A 15276-nucleotide genomic window follows, 5' to 3' on the forward strand; every position below is an offset into this window, starting at 1 on the left:
CGGAAGAACGACCTGGCCCCGCTCCCTGAGGAGCGAGCTTGCGAGCGTCACGAAGGGTCCCGCAAGGCGTCTCACCAGGCCCTTCGAGGCTCGTCGCTTGCGCTCCTCGCACCTCAGGGAGCAGTAGTTGGGCTCGCTCCTAGCACAAACAGGCTCTTTCAGATCAAGGAGCGCAGGCTCTACGAGCTGGCCACCTGCGAGTCCTGCCGACCCCACGCCGGCGACTTCTCGATCGCGCCGATGATCTGGGGCCGGAGCTCGTCGGCCTGGATGACCGCGTCGACCGAACCGACCTCGACGGCGCGTCGGATGCTGTGCACCGCGTCGAACTCCGCGGCGATCTCGCTGATCTTCTCCGCTCGCACCGACTGACGCAGATCGGCCAGCTCGGCGTTGAGCCGTGAGCGGTCGGGGCCGGTGGCCTGTGCGGTCTCCGCCTCGAGTTCGCGCACCCGTGCGTCGGCACTGACCCGCTTGGCCACGTCGCCGGCGAAGACCACCGCCGCCGCGGGGGCACCGCCGAGCACCGACGCGAACGACCCGTCGATCGCGAGCACGGTCATGTTGGGGTTCAACGCCTTCGAGAACACCACGAATGCACCACCGTGGTAGCGCGAGATCACGCAGAACACGATGGGGCCCTCGAAGTTCACGATGGCCCGCCCGATCTCCGCGCCGTACTCCAGCTGGAGCTTGCGCAACGACTCCGGCGATCCGTCGAACCCGGACAGGTTGGCCAGCACCACGAGCGGTCGGTTTCCGCTGGCCACGTTGATCGCGCGCGCCGCCTTCTTCGACGACTGCGGGAACAGCGTGCCGGCCGTGTAGGTGTCGGGACCGTCCGTGGGGGTGTATCCCCGGCGCGGCACCTCCCTCGACTCGATACCCAACAGGCACACCGGGATTCCGCCCATGTGCAGATCGCACACCACCGCGGTCTCCGCGTCGGCCATCCCCGCCCAGCGCTCCAGCACCGGGTGGTCCTGGTCGGCGACGGCGCGGATCACCGTGCGGATGTCGAAGGGCTTCTTGCGGTCCGGGTTGGTGGCCGCCGAGAAGATCTGTCCGACCGTGGTGAAGTCGCTGCCCGCCAGGACGTGCGGGTAGTCGGAGATGTCGCGGTCCACCGGGTCGCTCGTGATCGCGCGACGCGGGGTCTGCTCGCCCGGCGCCACGTAGGTGTGTTCGTAGTGAGCCATCAGAAGATCGCGTGCCGCACCGAGATTCGGCGCCCAGTACTGCGCCTGGCCGTTGGGGCCCATGACGCGGTCGTAACCGCCGATGCCGAAGTTGTCCTCCGCCGACACACCGCCGGAGAAGTCCAGCGACTGCTTGCCGGTGAGCACCATGGCCGACTCCGGTGTCATCACGAGGATGCCCTTGGTGTGCATGAGCATCGTCGCCTCGGCGTTCCAGTACGGCTGCCCGCCCACGTTGATCCCGGCCACGACGATGTTGATCTCACCGCCGGCCTGCGTGAACTCGACGATGCGCTTCAGCGCCCGGGCGATCCAGTCCATGTTCTCCGTGCCTGAATCCATGGAGATCCGCGCGCCTGAGGAGAGTGCGTACCACTCGAGCGGGACCTGCATCTGCTCGGCGAGGTCGAGCGCCGCGACCAGCCGGCTGCACTCCGGTTCCGCCAGTGCGCCCAGCGATTTCGTCGGGTCGCCGAGCAGGACCACGCGGGTGACACCGCGCGGGTACTTCTCGGTCGGGGTGGTGACCACACCGGCGACGATCGCCGCGGAGTTGCGACCCTTGGCCCGGTCGACCGGCACCAGACGCTGCTCGGCGTCGAGGTCGTACTCGGTGAAATCGCCCAGGATGGCGGCCAATTCGTACGGATAGACGGTGTTGCGCTTCGCTGCCCGCAGCACCTTCTGGCGGTACTCGTCGACCGGTTCGATCGGCTCGTCGGTCGGGTCGACGACCCGGACGTCGAACCCGCCGGTCGGGTTGACCGAGAAATGGACCGAGACCTTGCTCAGCTCGCCGGTGTCGCGGTCGCGGCGACGCGCGATGAGCTGGACCTCTTCGAGCCCCACTCCCTGTGTCGTGCCGCGGATGTGGTCGGCGATCGCGTCGAGGACGTCGGCGTCGACGTCGATCGGCGGCCACACGTACATGATGATCCGGTTGGCGCTGGACAGGTTGGTGGAACCGCGCTGCGCGCGCCGGATCGAGTCGACGCACGACGCGAGCGCCGCCTCGGCGGTCGGCAGCGTCAGCAGGCGGCCGTCCTGGTCGCGCAGTGCGGTCAGGTCGCGGACCTGCGCGAAGGCGACGAGACGGCGATCCGACGCGTTCTCCCGTGCGACACAACGGAAGAGGTAGACCTCTTCGTCGTCCGACGACGGCAGTCGGGTGAGGTCGAACTTGCGGAGCCGTTCCATCTGCATGCGCTGCGCGATGTAGGGGTGCAGTCCGCGGATCAGGCGTTCCTCGGCCATACCGGTCGCCGACGGCCGGAAGGTCACGTGGTGATGCATCCGCGCATCGGCACTGCCGGCGACCGTGATGGTGACGCGGTGCACCTGCGGCGGAAGCGAACTGGTGGCGACGATGTCGTGCAGTGTCCCGGCGAGCACGTCGAAGTCGTCGGGTTGCTGCTCCCACGCCAGGTAGATGTCGGCATCGACCGCGGCGGTGTCGCGGGCGAGTTCGGCGAGTCCGCCGATCGTCGCCGGCAGGGCGTCGAAACCGACTGCGGCCGAAGCGATGTCACCGGCATCTCGCTGGGCGACCACGAACGTCGCCCCGCCGGCCTCCCGGATCCGGATGTCGGCGAGGCCGCGGTTGCCGTAGTAACGCCGGGTCAGCACCTCGAGCATCACCGTGTTGTCGGCGTGCCGCTCGATGCGCTGACCGAGAAGCCGGACGAGCGGTTCGGTGCTGCGCACCATGTCGTCGATGCGGCTCGTGCGGTCGGCGGCGTCGGGGTTCTCGTCGAGGTACTTGAGCTGCTTGCGCACATTGCTGTAGACACGGGCGCGGTCGCGCAGCAGCAGCGGCTGGCCGTACCAGGCGTAGATGACGCCGCGGGCGAGGTCGGCGACGGCCGGGAAGCGGACCTGGGTGGCGGCGACGAGGCGGTCGAGGGCGGTGCCCACCGCGTCACGCAGTTCGTCGCGCGGGGTCGGCTCGTCGAGCCATTCCAGGAGCAGCGAGCTGATCACCGCGGCCGAGTCGTTCGGGTTCTGCAGCGCGAGGAAGATCCGGAACACCGCGGCCTCGAGCTCCGGGGTGCGCTCGAGGTCGGTCACGCCGTAGTGGCTGAGCGCGCGGCTCAGCTGGTCGTGGAACGCCGCGGGCAGCCCGTCGCGTTCGACGTCGAGACTCTGCAGGTAAGTGTGGAAGTTCTCGCGTGCGCTGTGCACGTGCTCGACACCGACCTCGTGACTCGACGGCCGGTTCTGGCTCAGCTCGGCCAGGTCGGCGAACACCGTCACCAATTCGAGTTCGTCGGCCAGCGGACGACGGCCGCTGTCGAACGCGGCGCGCCGTACGGCGAGGTACTCGTCGAGCAGGCGCATCCGGTGGTTCGGGTCGACGTCGAAGCCGAGCAGCTGGCTGCGGAGGTCTTCCTGACTCCGGGTGGTGCGTTCGGTGGGATCGACCTCGAGCTCGGCAGGCAGCTCCAGGTCGACGGCGTCAGCGGCCACCTCCTCGACGGCGTCGTCCTCGTCGTCGGCGAGCGGTTCGAGGCGCATCAGGGTCGCGCCCGTCTCCACCTGGGTGCCGACCGACACCGCGCACTCCTTGACACGTGAGCGCACCGGCGCGCGCAGGACGGTCTCCATCTTCATGCTCTCCAGCACGAGGATGGGGGCGCCCGCGTCGACCTCGTCACCGGCCTGCAGCGGCGTCGCGACGACGAGCGCCGGCGCGGGCGAGCGCACCACACCGCCCTCGTCGCGGCTGACGCGGTGGGTGACGCCGTCCACGTCGACGAGGTGGATCGGTCCGTGGGTGTCGGTGAGCAGGCGGTAGCGCACCCGGTTGACCACGAGCTGCGCGGCGTGCTCGTCGAAGCGTTCGAGGTCGACATCGGCGGTCCGGATCTCGCCCGGCGCCTCGATGGTCACGCGGAAGCGATGCGCGCCGATGGCCCCGACCCGGACGCGATACGCGACGCCGCGCAGCTTCAGGTCGAGCGGACGTCCGCTGTCGTGCTGCACCTGCGGACGACCGCCGGAAGCCGTCGACATCAGCCGCTGCCGCTCGACGAGTTCCTCTTCCTCGTACGCGTCGATGGCGGCGGCGATCAGCGCGATCGCCGAGTGCCGGTTGGCGACGAGGCCGCCCTCGGCACGCACGCGGTCGATCCAGCCGGTGTCCGCGCTGCCGTCGATGACCTGCGGCTGCGCGAGCAGCTCCAGCACGAAGCTCTTGTTGGTCGCGCCGCCGGCGATGATCACGCGGGTCTCGCGCATGGCCCGGCGGAGGCGGCCGAGGGCCTCGTCGCGGTTCCGTCCGTAGGCGATGATCTTGGCGATCATCGAGTCGAAATCGGCGGGGATGGTGTCACCCTCGCTGACGCCGGTGTCGACGCGGATGCCGGGGCCGGCGGGCAGCTCGAGCAGGTCGATACGGCCGGGCGCGGGAGCGAAGTCGCGGTCGGGATCCTCGGCGTTGAGGCGGGCTTCGATGGCGTGCCCGCGTTCGACCGGGGGCTCACCCTCGAGGCGGCCGCCCGACGCCACGTGCAGCTGCGCACGGACCAGGTCGAAGCCGGTCGTCGCCTCGGTGATGGGGTGTTCCACCTGCAGGCGGGTGTTGACCTCGAGGAACGCGAGCAGGTTCTCGCCCGGGTGGTAGAGGAACTCGACGGTGGCCGCGCCGCGGTATCCCACGGCCACGGCGAGCCGCTCGGCCGACGCCTTGAGCTCGGCGACCCGGTCGGCGGGAAGTACCGGCGACGCGGATTCCTCGATGATCTTCTGGTTGCGTCGCTGAACCGAGCAGTCGCGGACGCCCAGCGCCCACGCGGTGCCCTGGCCGTCGGCGATGACCTGGACCTCGACGTGGCGCGCACCGGTGACGAGCCGTTCCAGGAACACCACGCCACTGCCGAAGGCGCGCTCGGCCTCCTCGCGGGTGCGGGTGTAGGCGTCACGGAGATCGGCATCGCTGGTGACCTTGCGGATGCCGCGGCCGCCACCGCCGGCGGTGGCCTTCAGCATCAGCGGGTAGCCGATCTGGGCGGCCGCGGCCACGGCCTCGTCGAGAGTGTCCACACCGCCGCGGCTCCACGCCGCCACCGGCACGCCCACTTCCTCGGCGATCAGTTTGGCGCCGATCTTGTCGCCCAGCTTGCGCATCGCCTCGGCCGACGGCCCGACGAAGGTGACGCCGATCCGGTCGCAGAGTTCGGCGAACAGCGGGTCCTCGGCCACAAAGCCCCAGCCGACCCATGCCGCGTCGGCACCGGTCTCCAGCAGGGCGTGCTCGAGCACCTTCATGTTCAGGTACGGACGCGACGCTGCGGGCCCGAGGTCGTAGGCGACGTCCGCCTCGCGTACGAACGTGGCATTGCGATCCACGTCGGTGTGCAGCGCGATGACCTCGATGGGTTGCCCGGTCTCCTCCGAGAGGCCCCGAACGGCGTGGATGAGCCGCATCGCGGCCTCACCTCGGTTCACGATGGCGATACGAGAAAACAACACCGGCTCCATTCACGTCGTCGTCGTGCGGTTGAAGGTCCGCAGGTACGGTACAGCGCAGCGGCCCAGCTCAGTGGCGATCCGGGACCTGCGGGGTGGTTCGACGCTGTGATTCTTACGAGTCAAATCGCTACGCGCGAGTACGGCGCGTCGCGAGGTGGGTGAAACCACGCGATCCGGACTTCAGGCGGCCCTTTCACGCAGCCGTCGGGCTCCTCGGAGCACGGGCACCTCGGCGACAGTCGCCGGGAGAACGGCATCGAACCGAGTCGGGGTCGACCCGGGCTGCGGTGGCATTACAGAGCGCGTGCTCTGTTAGAGTTTCGTCATGCCTCGTCCTCGCACGCACGACCTCGAGCAGTTGATGGATGCGGCCGAGGGCTTGGCGGTCCGGGCCGGCCCTGCGGCGGTGACGGTTCGTGCGCTGTCGGAACTCACCTCGATGTCCAACGGCGCGATCTATCACGCGTTCGGGTCGCGTGCCGGGCTGGTCGGCAGGGTGTGGTTGCGCGCGGCCGAGCAGTTTCTCGCCGCACAGCGCGACGCGGTCGACGCAGTCCTCACCGGCGGCGACGGCAGTTATGACTCCGCAGTCGAAGCCGTCGTCGTCGCCGCGGATGCGCCCGCACGGTTCTTGCTCGAAAGGCCTGTGCGGGGTGGCTTCCTACTCACTGTCGATCGCCGAGAACTGCTTGGGTCCGATGACCTTCCCGACGACCTCGCGAGAAATCTCCGCGGTCTCGACGGGTCGTTGACGTCATTGTTCATCGAGTTGTCCCAGGCGGTCTGGCAGCGCGCAGACCGTGACGCCGTGTCCGTCATCAGAGACTGCGTGGTCGAACTTCCGACTGCATTGCTCCTGCGCGGCAGGAGAACCCCCGATGCCGCAACCCGCGAACGCATCGCGACGGCGGTCCGCGCCGTACTGTCCCTCACCCCGACCAAACCATCGCATCAGGCCACTGCTTCGCGAAAGGACCCGTCATGACAGCTTCACTGGACTACCACGACGACATCGCCGTCCTGACCATCGGCGACGACGAGAACCGATTCTCCCCCGATTGGCTCGACGCCGTCGGTTCGCTCCTCGACGACGCCGAGGCGAACGCCAGAGGTCTGATCACCGTGGGCGACGGCAAGTTCTACTCCAACGGTCTGGACCTGGACTGGCTCATAGCCAACGGCGATCGAACCGACTGGTACGTCGAGCAAGTGCAGGCCCTGTTCGCCCGGACGCTGACGTTTCCGCTTCCCACAGTCGCAGCGGTCAACGGCCACGCCTTCGGCGCCGGAGCAATGCTCGCCATCGCGCACGACTTCCGGATCATGCGCGCCGACCGCGGTTACTACTGCTTCCCGGAGGTGGACATCAACATCCCCTTCACACCTGGGATGGCCGCGCTCATCCAGGCCAAGCTCTCCCCCCGATCTGCGCTCACCGCGATGAGCACCGGCCACCGGTACGGCGCCGCCGAAGCTCTGGACGCCGGCTTGATCGACGGCACTGCGGCCGAGGGGGAGATCGTCGGGGCAGCCCTGGAGACGCTGTCTCCGATTGTCGGCAAGGACCGGGCGACCCTCGGGGCCATCAAGTCGACGATGTTCGAGTCGGTGACGACGGCATTGCGGCATGGCCGAGCTCGATCATGACAGAACGATCCAGGCTGCTGACGTGTCAGGCAACCCCGAAGACCCCGGCCACCGTCGGGTTCGACTGATCAGATCCCGAGATCCGGCGCCTGCCCGTACTCCTCGTCGGTGACCGGTTGCAGCCACTGCACGACATCGTGGTCGTCGTCGCCCTCGTTGATCGCGAGATGGACCATCAGGCGCGTGGGGGCGGCTCCGTGCCAGTGCTCCTCGTCGGCTTCGAAGAGGACGCGATCGCCGGGGCGGATGACCTCGATGGGGCCACCGCGCCGCTGGCACAGGCCGATCCCCTCGGTGACGAAGACCGTCTGGCTGAGCGGGTGCCGGTGCCAGTGCGTCCGCGCCCCCGGCATGAAATGGACGAGGCTTGCCGACACCCGGGACGGCGGTGGCGAGGCGGCCGCGGCGTCGATGTAGACGTCGCCGGTGAACCAGTCGCCGGGACCTTTGACGGTGTCGATGGAACTGCGAGTGATCTTCATGCTGAACGCCTTTCGTTTGCCGTGAGGGTACCGACCGAGGTCAGACGGTGAGCAGCACCTTGGTCGCGCGGCGCTCGTCCATGGCGCGGTATCCCTCGGCGGCGTCGTCGAGCGGGAGGGTGAGGTCGAAGACCTTGCCGGGGTCGATCTCCCGCTTCCAGATCAGGTCGATCAGGTCGGGCAGGAAGCGTCGCACCGGGGCCGGTCCGCCGTGCAGGTGGACGCCGGAGAAGAACAGCTCGAGACCGGGCAGCTCGACGTCGTGCGAGACGCCGACGTAACCCACATGGCCGCCGGGTCGCGTCGACCGGATGGCCTGCATCATCGACTCCTGCGTCCCAACAGCTTCGATGACCGAATGCGCGCCGAGTCCGTCGGTGAGCTCCTTGATCCGTGCCACGCCGTCGTCGCCCCGTTCGGACACGATGTCGGTCGCCCCGAACTCGCGCGCAAGCGCCTGCCGGTCCGCGTGCCTGCTCATCGCGATGATGCGTTCGGCGCCCAGGTGTTTCGCGGCCAGCACACCGAGCAGTCCGACCGCGCCGTCGCCGACGACGGCCACGGTCTTACCCGGACCCACCTCAGCCGCCACGGCACCGAACCAACCGGTTCCCAGGACGTCGGACGCGGCCAGCAGCGACGGGATGAGGTCGGCATCCGGCTGGCCGGGAGTCGCGACGAGCGTGCCGTCGGCGTGCGGAATCCGGGCGTATTCGGCCTGCGTACCGAGGGCGCCCATCGGCTCGGCGTGCACACACCGGGACTGGTAGCCGGCACGGCAGATCTCGCACGTGTTGTCCGAGGCGAAGAACGAACCCACCACGAAGTCGCCCACCCTGATCGACGACACCTGGTCGCCGACCTCGGTGACGGTGCCGACGTACTCGTGGCCCATCGGCGCGTGATCGACGTCTTCGATGCCGCGGTACGGCCACAGATCCGACCCGCAGACGCAGGTCGCGGCGACCTTGATGATCGCGTCGGTCGGTTCCTGGATGGTCGGGTTCTCGCGATCGTCCACCCGGATGGTGCCGGGGGCATCCATGATCACTCCGCGCATGTGTTCTCCTCGTCAGTCGGTTCCGCCACCTGCTCGCCTCACGAGGCGAGCACGACGGCAGATGCGGTCACCCATCAAGGCAACCGCATATATCGCATACGCGACAGTTCCTACCGGGAGGTGTACTGACAGGGCACCCCTGGAGGCCGCCGCCCGTCCTACGCTGGGCGTATGGACAACCGTGCCGAGGTTCGCGAGTTCCTCATGTCGCGCCGCGCGAAGATCACGCCCGAGACCGCAGGGCTCCCGGCCGGCGGTAATCGCCGCGTGCCCGGTCTCCGACGCAGCGAGGTCGCGACCCTCGCCGGGGTGAGCGTCGAGTATTACTCCCGCCTGGAACGGGGCACGATCGCCGGCGCGTCGTCGTCGGTCCTCGAATCGCTCGCCAGGGCATTGCAACTCGACGACACCGAGCGCGCCCACCTTCTCGACCTCGCCCGGGCCGCCGACGGGATACCCGCCTCCGGACGCACGAGGCGTCGTTCGGGGAAGGCCACGGCCTCGCGCCACAGCCTGACCTGGGCACTCGACGCCATCACCGACGCCGTCGCCTTCGTGCGCGACTCACATCAGGACCTGCTGGCCACCAACGCCCTCGGTCGCGCCTTCTACTCGCCGGTCATCGGCGACGGCGGGCGCACGCCGAATCTGGCCCGTTTCCAGTTCCTCGACCCGGCCAGTCGTGACTTCTACCCGGACTGGGACCTGTTCGCCGAGATGTGCGTCGCCATCATGCGGGCCGAGGCGGGACGCGATCCGCACGACAAGGCGCTCCAGGATCTTGTGGGTGAATTGTCCACGCGCAGCGACACTTTCCGCACCCTCTGGGCCGCGCACAACGTCCGGACACACGGCACCGGGACGAAACGCTTCCACCACCCGGTGGTCGGCGAACTGACCCTGGCCTACGAGGAACTCGCCGTCACCGCCGATCCCGGGACGATCCTGATGATCTACGCCGCCGAGCCCGGCTCCCCCAGCGCGGAACGCCTTCGATTGCTCGCTTCCTACGCGGCCAGCGAGGTCGCCGGCCTCTGAGTCACGTCAGCCTGATCTGTGCCGGTCCGGCCATTCCGCTGTGCGAGGGCCTACGTCGTGCTAGATGTGACAGAGATACAAGAAATGTTTCATTGCTACATCGCACGATTCCGACGAGGTGCAGCCCCCCGTGTTGAACCCAGAGGTATTGCAGGACAGCCTTTCCCTGGTCATTGACGACGAACAGAAGTTGATGCGCGACTTCTACGACCGATTGTTCGCCGAACATCCGGAGGTCCGGCTGATGTTCGGCGCCGACCTCCGACCACAGGCCACGATGCTGCAGCAGGCCATAGCCGCGGTCCTCGACCACCTCGACGACGCCGAGTGGCTCGGCCGCACACTCGGCGCGCTGGGACGCCGGCACAACGACCTCGGCGTGACGCCCGAGATGTACGACTGGGTGGCCGGTGCGCTCATCGCGACGATGGCCGAGCGCGGCGGCGCGGAGTGGACCGACGAGATGACCGCCGCCTGGACCGACGCTCTCGGTGCGGTCGCCGGCCTGATGCTCGACGCGTATCCGGCCGTCGCCGACTGAACCGGGGCGGCCGGTCGCCGCCACCGAATGTCTACTTTTGCGGACTTATCTCGCTGTGTCCTGAGTCATAGCTTCTGATGTGTACCTCCCACGTCACACAGGAGTTCCGATGACCAGACTGAAGTTCGGCACGTTCCTCGCCCCGATCCACGAACCGGGACAGAACCCGACGCTGCTGCTGCAGCGGGATCTCGAATTCGTCCAGTACCTCGAGCAATTGGGATACGACGAGGCGTGGTTCGGCGAGCATCATTCCGCGGGCGCCGAGATCTACGCGTCGCCCGAGATCATGATCGCGGCCGCAGGAGAACGCACCAGCCGCATCAAACTCGGCACGGGCGTCACCTCGGTCTCGTACCACAACCCGCTTTGGGCGGCCGAGCGCATGATCATGCTCGATCACCTGACCCGCGGCCGCGCCCTGTTCGGCCTCGGGCCCGGATCGCTCCCGACCGACGCCGCGATGCTCGGCCTCTCCCAGATCGACACCCGGGAGTTGCTCGCGGAGAACACCGACATCATCATGCGCCTCCTCCGCGGCGAGACGGTGACGGCCAAGACCCGCACCCACGAACTGTTCGACGCGAAGATCCAGATGGCCCCCTATTCGGATCCGCTGTTCGACGTCGTGGTCGCCGCGATCGCGTCGCCGACCGGTGCGCGACTCGCCGGCAAGTACGGCATCGGCCTGCTGTCGATCGCGGCCACGCTGACCGCCGACGGTTTCAGTGCACTGCAACATCATTGGGGCCTGCTCGAGGAGTTCGCCGCCCAGTCAGGACGCAGCGACGAGGTGGACCGATCGACCTGGCGTCTGGTCGGGCCCTTCCACATCGCGGAGACCAAGGAGCAGGCCTACCAGGACGTCGAGCACGGCATCGAGTACTGGTTCAACTACCTCCAGCACGTGGCGGCCTTCCCGCAGATGGACGTCCGCGGCACCAACAAGCACGAGATGATCGACTTCATCAACACCTCCGGCATCGGCGTCATCGGCACCGCCGACGAGGCACGTGCACAGGTCCAGCGCCTGATCGACCAGTCCGGCGGTTTCGGCACGCTGCTGATCCAGGGTCACGACTGGGCGAACCCGCAGGCCACCCGACGTTCCTACGAATTGTTCGCCCAGGACGTCATGCCGTATTTCCAGGGGCAGGCGCAACCGATGATCGACGCCGCGGCGCGCGCCCAGGCGGTCCGCGAAGGACAAGCGGCCGAACACGTCAAGGCCGTCGAGCACATGACCAAGAAGTACGAAGCCGAACTGGGACGGGTGTGACATGGCGAGCATCGAAGTGACCAAGGACTTCCCGCTGTCCGCCGGGGACGTGTGGTCGTGGATCGGTGACACCGGCGGTGTGGCGGCGTGGATTCCGGCCATCGACGCATCACGGATGGACGGCGACGTCCGTCACGTGGTCTTCACCGACGGCGCACCGGCGCGCGAGCGCATCGTCGCCTTCGACGAGGAGGCGCGCACGTACTCCTACGAGTACATCGACGGCCCGCTCCCGCTCGAGCACTACCGCTCGACCATCTCGGTCACGGCAGTCGGCGACGACACCTGCTCGGTTCACTGGTCAGCGAAGTTCGGCGCCGAATCCGCAACGGTGGAAACCGAACTCGCCACCGCGATCGAAGGTATCTACGCGGCCGCCCTCGACGAGTTGGCCACCAAGGCCGTCCCGGCCTGATCCCGGTTGCCCGGCGGGTGCGTGCGTCCTTGACCCCGCACCCGCCGCGGCCGCATCGGAAGGACTTCCATGAACACCAGTCACATCGCCGACGACGTCGCGTCCGTGCACGCCGATGACCACGCGTCGGTCCGCGACCGATTTCGTGAAGTGCTCGCGCACTTCGGTTCCGGCGTCGTGGTCATCACGTCGGCCGGCCCGGACGGTTCGCCCGTGGGCATGACCGTCGGCTCCTTCACCTCGATCTCGATGGAGCCGCCGCTGGTCGGCTTCTTCGCCGGCATCACCTCGACGACGCTGCCGTCGGTCGTGGCGAACGGCTCCTTCTGCGCCAACGTGCTGTCCGAGGATCAGCATGTCCTGGCGCGCACCTTCGCCCGGAGCGGCGCCGACAAGTTCGCGGGCGTGGAATGGACCCCGTCCGGCAACGGCTCCCCCCGGCTGGCGGGTGCGCATGCGTGGATCGAGTGCACCATCGACGAGCACCGCCCGATCGGCGATCACGAGCTCGTCGTGGGACGGGTCGACGCCCTCGGCGTTCCCGCCGCCAGCGAACCGTTGATCTTCCATCGCTCGCTGTTCCACGGGTTGCGGGCACACCGATGAGCCACGAGGACCGGGTGCCCACGGACAGCACCGCCGCCGTCGAACGGTGTCTCGACCAGCTCCGCCTCGGGCGTCCGGTCATCGTCGTCGACGACGCCGACCGCGAGAACGAGGCCGATCTCGTGATGCCGGCACAATTCGCCGACGTCGACGACATCGCCTTCTTCCTCGAGTGCACCTCAAGCTTCCTGTGCGTCGCGATGACCGCGGATCGTGTTGCCGCATTGGAACTGCCCCCGATGGTCGACGACCCGACCGACCCCCTCGGCACCGCGTTCACCGTCAGCGTCGATGCCGCGGTCGGTGTCACGACCGGGATCAGCGCGGCCGACCGGGCCCGGACCATCCGCGCCCTTGCCGACCGCGAGGTCGGTCCGGCAGACCTCACCCGGCCGGGCCACGTGATGCCACTGCGTGCCAGGCCGGGCGGGGTCCTGGAGCGTCGCGGACACACCGAGGCAGCCGTGGACCTCTGCGCCGCAGCCGGTCTCGAACCTGCCGGTCTCATCTGCGAACTCGTCAGCCCCGACCGGCGCGCGATGCTCGGCGGGGCAGACGTCCGGGATTTCGCCGCGCGTCACGGACTCGAGGTGGTCTCCATCGCCGATCTGGTGGCCCACCGCCGCGCAGGCCGCTCGGTGGAACGGGGCGCGACCTGCGCGCTGCCGACCGATCACGGCGTCTTCGAGGCCACCGTGTACCGATCATCGAGTGGCGCGGAACATCTCGCACTCGTGTACGGCGATCCCGCGCAGGGCGAACCGCTCGTCCGGGTCCACAGCGAATGCCTCACCGGAGACACGCTCGGCTCGCGCCGATGCGACTGTGGCGCGCAGCTGCGAGCCGCACTCCAGCACGTCGCGGACGCTGGAGCCGGGGTCGTGGTGTACGTCGGCGGACACGAGGGACGCGGGATCGGTCTGGCGGCCAAGATCGCCGCCTACCGACTCCAGGACCTCGACGGCGTCGACACCGTCGACGCGAACCTGCGTCTCGGTCAACCCGTCGACAACCGGGACTACCGGGACGCGGCGGTGGTGCTGGCAGATCTCGGCATCCGACGAGTCCGGTTGCTGACCAATAACCCGGCCAAGGTCGACGGGCTGGCCTCCCACGGCATCGAGGTCGTCGAGACCGTCGGACTCGAGATCGAGGCCACCGCGGACAACGCCGGATACCTCGCCTCCAAGCGTGATCGGCTCGGCCACCGGTTGACGCCGTCCGTGGCAGCGACATCGACGGCGGTGGTCTGAATGTCCGACGACAAGAGCACGGAGAGAGCCGGATTCGGCTCACTGTTCGAGCGGGTGACGGTGATGCACGCGACCGACCGGTGGGCCGGCGTCGCCGGTGACGTCGAAGCCGTGCTGGGAGCACCCAGGTTCTCCGACGGGTCCGCCTGGGCGGCCTGGGATGCGCTGAGCGTCTCCGACGAGACGGACGGGCCGGTCTGGTCACTCCTCGCGCGGACCGCCGATCTGGCAGCCACGATCGACGTCGCGCGGTCGCTGGGCTGGCATGTCGGCGAGAAGTCGGTGGGAGGTCACGAGACGCGCGTGCCCCTGCGTTCACCGAACGGGCTGACCGTCATCGCGTACACCCCGACGCCTGCGTCGTGACCGCTCCGGGCCTCACCGCAGCGCCGGGCCGCTCAGCGAGCCCGCCGGCGCGAACGCAGCACCGCGGTCGCGAGCTCGGCCCGGTTGCGCAACCCAGCGGCGTCGAAGATGCGGCTCACGTACTTCTTCACAGACAGCTCCGACAGCGACAGGCGCTGGGCGATCTCGGCGTTGCTCAGGCCGTCGCTGACGAGTTCGGCGACCTCGAGCTGTCGCGGCGTGAGTGCTGCCAGCGGATCGACGGGCTCGTGCGCCGCGGACACCGTCGTGGATCGAGCCCGCAGCTGCCGCGCGAGGATGCGCATCGCGAGCAGGTCCGATTCGTCCCACTTCCGGACGCGGTCGAACATGCCGACGAGGGCCTCACCGTCGGAGAGCGGCAGGTGCAGGGCCGACGCGGTCTCCATGTCATTGGGGTGCAGATAGTCCACGACATAGGAGCGCTGCGGGACCGGCAGGCGCGACAGTTCTTCGAGGGTCGCGAATCCCTCGGCCGTGAGGACCCGCCGAGCGCGCGGCAGCGCGAAGATGTCCTTGTCGCGCCATCGTTCGCGGTAGTCCCGCAACAGCGGGGCCGCGGCGCCGGTCAGCAGCGGTGCCGGGTCGTCGAAGATCTCGCTGTAGGTGCGGCCGTGGAAGAACGTCACGTCACGAACCCCGAAGTACGTGGAGATGGCCTCGACCAGGCCCTCTTTGAAGTCCTGACCGCCGGCCGCGTGTTCGCACTGCTCGAGCACCGCCAGGACCCCGAGCATCTGCCGACGCGACAGCAGGTCCTGCCATCCCCCGCGAGGCGACACCGGATCGGCGCCGGGCCTGCGTCGGGCGCCCGGCTCAGAACTACCGCGCATAGCTACGAACAGTACCCATCGACCCGTGACCAGCGGTCCGGGTCGCCCAATCCCACCGGATCGAGAGGC

13 protein-coding genes are annotated in these 15276 nt (G+C 68.5%); 9 read left to right on the forward strand and 4 right to left on the reverse strand.

The features are described 5' to 3' along the window. Positions 1–179: 179 nt before the first annotated feature. Positions 180–5678 (reverse strand): carboxyl transferase domain-containing protein, encoded by a 5499-nt coding sequence (locus GR168_RS20050; RefSeq protein ID WP_159371530.1) that lies wholly within the window; start codon positions 5676–5678, stop codon positions 180–182. A gap of 316 nt (positions 5679–5994) precedes the next feature. Between GR168_RS20050 and GR168_RS20055 the strand changes: the two genes are divergently transcribed. Both GR168_RS20055 and GR168_RS20060 read left to right on the forward strand, forming a co-directional pair. Then, a complete protein-coding gene (locus GR168_RS20055; protein ID WP_159371531.1) occupies positions 5995–6654 on the forward strand; it encodes a helix-turn-helix domain-containing protein in 660 nt (219 codons plus the stop codon). Then, the gene (locus GR168_RS20060; protein WP_159371532.1) at positions 6651–7316 is read left to right on the forward strand and encodes an enoyl-CoA hydratase/isomerase family protein; all 666 of its coding nucleotides are present in this window, start codon (positions 6651–6653) and stop codon (positions 7314–7316) included. Before GR168_RS20055 ends, GR168_RS20060 begins: the two co-directional genes overlap by 4 nt. A gap of 68 nt (positions 7317–7384) precedes the next feature. Here GR168_RS20060 and GR168_RS20065 read toward each other — a convergent pair whose 3' ends face one another. After that, a complete protein-coding gene (locus GR168_RS20065; RefSeq protein WP_065632591.1) occupies positions 7385–7798 on the reverse strand; it encodes a cupin domain-containing protein in 414 nt (137 codons plus the stop codon). Between the two features lie 40 nt (positions 7799–7838). Next, complete coding sequence (locus tag GR168_RS20070) at positions 7839–8858, reverse strand: zinc-dependent alcohol dehydrogenase family protein (RefSeq protein ID WP_159371533.1); 1020 nt, start codon at positions 8856–8858, stop codon at positions 7839–7841. Between the two features lie 171 nt (positions 8859–9029). Here GR168_RS20070 and GR168_RS20075 point away from each other — a divergent pair, with 171 nt between their 5' ends. The 7 genes from GR168_RS20075 to GR168_RS20105 all read left to right on the forward strand — a co-directional run bounded on the left by GR168_RS20075 (position 9030) and on the right by GR168_RS20105 (position 14356). Then, entirely contained in the window at positions 9030–9896 is an 867-nt protein-coding gene (locus GR168_RS20075) for a helix-turn-helix transcriptional regulator (protein WP_159371534.1), read from the forward strand. Between the two features lie 133 nt (positions 9897–10029). Continuing rightward, on the forward strand, positions 10030–10437 hold the full coding sequence (locus tag GR168_RS20080; RefSeq protein WP_068970844.1) for a globin domain-containing protein: 408 nt from the start codon (positions 10030–10032) through the stop codon (positions 10435–10437). Positions 10438–10546: 109 nt separating this feature from the next. Continuing rightward, positions 10547–11716 (forward strand): LLM class flavin-dependent oxidoreductase, encoded by a 1170-nt coding sequence (locus GR168_RS20085; protein ID WP_068970802.1) that lies wholly within the window; start codon positions 10547–10549, stop codon positions 11714–11716. Between the two features lies 1 nt (position 11717). Next, entirely contained in the window at positions 11718–12131 is a 414-nt protein-coding gene (locus GR168_RS20090; RefSeq protein ID WP_058249682.1) for an SRPBCC family protein, read from the forward strand. Positions 12132–12200: 69 nt separating this feature from the next. Further along, entirely contained in the window at positions 12201–12737 is a 537-nt protein-coding gene (locus GR168_RS20095) for a flavin reductase family protein (protein ID WP_083229367.1), read from the forward strand. Continuing rightward, positions 12734–13990: a 3,4-dihydroxy-2-butanone-4-phosphate synthase gene (gene ribB / locus GR168_RS20100; RefSeq protein WP_068970801.1), complete on the forward strand. Its 1257-nt coding sequence runs from the start codon at positions 12734–12736 to the stop codon at positions 13988–13990. Before GR168_RS20095 ends, ribB begins: the two co-directional genes overlap by 4 nt. Continuing rightward, the gene (locus GR168_RS20105; protein WP_068970800.1) at positions 13991–14356 is read left to right on the forward strand and encodes a hypothetical protein; all 366 of its coding nucleotides are present in this window, start codon (positions 13991–13993) and stop codon (positions 14354–14356) included. 32 nt (positions 14357–14388) lie between these two features. Here the strand turns inward: GR168_RS20105 and GR168_RS20110 are convergent, their stop codons facing one another. Further along, positions 14389–15207 (reverse strand): LuxR C-terminal-related transcriptional regulator, encoded by an 819-nt coding sequence (locus tag GR168_RS20110; RefSeq protein ID WP_223258898.1) that lies wholly within the window; start codon positions 15205–15207, stop codon positions 14389–14391. Between the last annotated feature and the right edge of the window lie 69 nt (positions 15208–15276).

The sequence above is a fragment of the Gordonia sp. JH63 genome, assembly GCF_009856645.1.
In the GTDB taxonomy this organism is placed as follows: Bacteria; Actinomycetota; Actinomycetes; order Mycobacteriales; family Mycobacteriaceae; genus Gordonia; species Gordonia hongkongensis.

Excerpts from the sequence above, each read along its gene's own strand:
- GR168_RS20060 (WP_159371532.1), top strand. The coding sequence starts at position 6,651 with ATGACAGCTTCACTGGACTACCACGACGACATCGCCGTCCTGACCATC.
- GR168_RS20105 (WP_068970800.1), top strand. The coding sequence starts at position 13,991 with ATGTCCGACGACAAGAGCACGGAGAGAGCCGGATTCGGCTCACTGTTC.
- GR168_RS20090 (WP_058249682.1), top strand. The coding sequence starts at position 11,718 with ATGGCGAGCATCGAAGTGACCAAGGACTTCCCGCTGTCCGCCGGGGAC.
- GR168_RS20055 (WP_159371531.1), top strand. The coding sequence starts at position 5,995 with ATGCCTCGTCCTCGCACGCACGACCTCGAGCAGTTGATGGATGCGGCC.
- GR168_RS20065 (WP_065632591.1), bottom strand. The coding sequence starts at position 7,798 with ATGAAGATCACTCGCAGTTCCATCGACACCGTCAAAGGTCCCGGCGAC.
- GR168_RS20050 (WP_159371530.1), bottom strand. The coding sequence starts at position 5,678 with ATGGAGCCGGTGTTGTTTTCTCGTATCGCCATCGTGAACCGAGGTGAG.
- GR168_RS20070 (WP_159371533.1), bottom strand. The coding sequence starts at position 8,858 with ATGCGCGGAGTGATCATGGATGCCCCCGGCACCATCCGGGTGGACGAT.
- GR168_RS20095 (WP_083229367.1), top strand. The coding sequence starts at position 12,201 with ATGAACACCAGTCACATCGCCGACGACGTCGCGTCCGTGCACGCCGAT.
- GR168_RS20110 (WP_223258898.1), bottom strand. The coding sequence starts at position 15,207 with ATGCGCGGTAGTTCTGAGCCGGGCGCCCGACGCAGGCCCGGCGCCGAT.
- GR168_RS20075 (WP_159371534.1), top strand. The coding sequence starts at position 9,030 with ATGGACAACCGTGCCGAGGTTCGCGAGTTCCTCATGTCGCGCCGCGCG.
- ribB (WP_068970801.1), top strand. The coding sequence starts at position 12,734 with ATGAGCCACGAGGACCGGGTGCCCACGGACAGCACCGCCGCCGTCGAA.
- GR168_RS20085 (WP_068970802.1), top strand. The coding sequence starts at position 10,547 with ATGACCAGACTGAAGTTCGGCACGTTCCTCGCCCCGATCCACGAACCG.